At 36.0% G+C, this 1,672-nt stretch carries 2 protein-coding genes and 1 pseudogene; 2 read left to right on the top strand and 1 reads right to left on the bottom strand.

Features of this window, described 5'->3' with window-relative positions:
* Positions 1-195: pseudogene (locus AMDU4_RS10215) on the bottom strand (RNA-guided endonuclease TnpB family protein); the annotation flags it as partial.
* A gap of 250 nt (positions 196-445) precedes the next feature.
* Between AMDU4_RS10215 and AMDU4_RS14205 the strand changes: the two are divergent.
* Both AMDU4_RS14205 and nth read left to right on the top strand, forming a co-directional pair.
* Positions 446-583, top strand: a complete 138-nt coding sequence (locus AMDU4_RS14205) for a DUF2080 family transposase-associated protein (RefSeq protein ID WP_394324948.1) — start codon at positions 446-448, stop codon at positions 581-583.
* Between the two features lie 248 nt (positions 584-831).
* Complete coding sequence (gene nth / locus AMDU4_RS10225) at positions 832-1,476, top strand: endonuclease III (RefSeq protein ID WP_021787819.1); 645 nt, start codon at positions 832-834, stop codon at positions 1,474-1,476.
* The last annotated feature ends 196 nt before the right edge of the window (positions 1,477-1,672 follow it).

Consider the following 1,672-nt stretch of genomic DNA (forward strand, 5'->3'; position numbering starts at 1 on the left):
GAACTCCCTGTTAATTACATAATTGTACAGCCATTTGAATTCTAGGAATAGGATCTTTAATGTGTTTACTGTTTTATTGCTTAATTTATCCATGTCTATCTTAGTTTTTACTATTGTTATTATCTGGTTTTTCCTTCTTTCCTTTGTATTCTTTAAGGAAGATTTTATTTTGTTTTTCTTTTCTTCAGATATCATGGAATTAACAGGATATGGTATATTCTTACATAAGTATTACCATGCTTTGGAGTGTGGGACACTATTCTACAATCTACCCATATTGAACAGGTTGTACCACACACCGGTGCAGAATAGTGCATTATCTATTCTGTCATCCCTTCTCTGTGCAAACTCCTGCTCGTAAGTTCTCCAGTCCCTCTCCTTTTTAGGGTGTTCCAGTACGTATTTCTTTCCCAGAATATTGTTGATCTCCTCAAGCTTGTACTGAATGTCATCACCGGTGAAGGGAATACAGGGATTTATTGAGAGGCGAGTCACAAAGTTTGGATCAGGAGCAAAGGTAGACTGCCCCAAGGAGTTCCTTGGCAGAAAGGTTTATCTTATAATAACCCTGGACAAGGAATAGTATCCCACACTCCATGCTTTGAACCTGATAATTTATGATAAATATTTAAAAATTAGACGACGGGCAAGTTTTGAAGATATTTAATTACTTTATTATTTATTGAATAAATGTACATTTCTTCCAGAGAATTTATCCACATCGTAAACTCACTGGCTTTCTTTCTGATTAAATTGTAACATATTTTTATATATCATATTCCACATAATTTTGTTCAGATAATAATTTAAATCATACAATTATAAGGGCTTATGGTGGACTTTGAAAATATATATATGAAGATCAGGGAGGTATCGCCTGAACATCATTTTGAATTTACTGATTCTCCTTTCTGGATACTTATAACAACAATATTATCCCAGAGAACGAAAGATGCGGTAACTGACGAAGCTGCACGGAAACTTTACAACAGGTATCATGATTCCTATGGACTGGAGCACGCTAATCCTTCTGATATAAAGGCCATTATAAAATATGTGGGATTCAGCAATGTTAAATCGGGAAGAATAATTGAAATAGCAAGAATAATCAATCATGATTATGGAGGAAAAGTTCCAGATACCCATGATGAACTTGTAAAACTTCCTGGAACTGGAAGCAAAACTGCAAACATAGTACTCACGCAGGGGTTCAATATACCCGCTATTGCTGTTGACACGCATGTTTTCAGGGTATCTAACAGAATCGGGCTGGTCCATACAAAGAATCCGGATGAAACCGAAGAGGCATTAAAGGCCATAGTGCCGGTCAAATACCAGATAGAATTTAATCCAGTCCTGGTGGAATTTGGAAAGAATATATGCAAGCCCGTGTCACCCAGATGCAGTATATGCCCCATATCAGGATGTTGCGATTACTATATTCAAAAAACTTCCACAGGGAATACCAAAAATTAGGTCAGGTACATTGAAATTGCAAACCGAAACAGTAATAAATGGTAGCCTTATGCATAAATCAAAAAAATTTAAGGAATTGCGGTGATTGCAATGGAAAAATATGCTGTTGTGGACAAATACTTTGACGGATATAATTTGAGAAAGNGGTTCCATTATTTTTACGGTAAATGATGGGATAATCACCAGCGAACATGTG

Source organism: Ferroplasma sp. Type II (genome assembly GCF_000496155.1).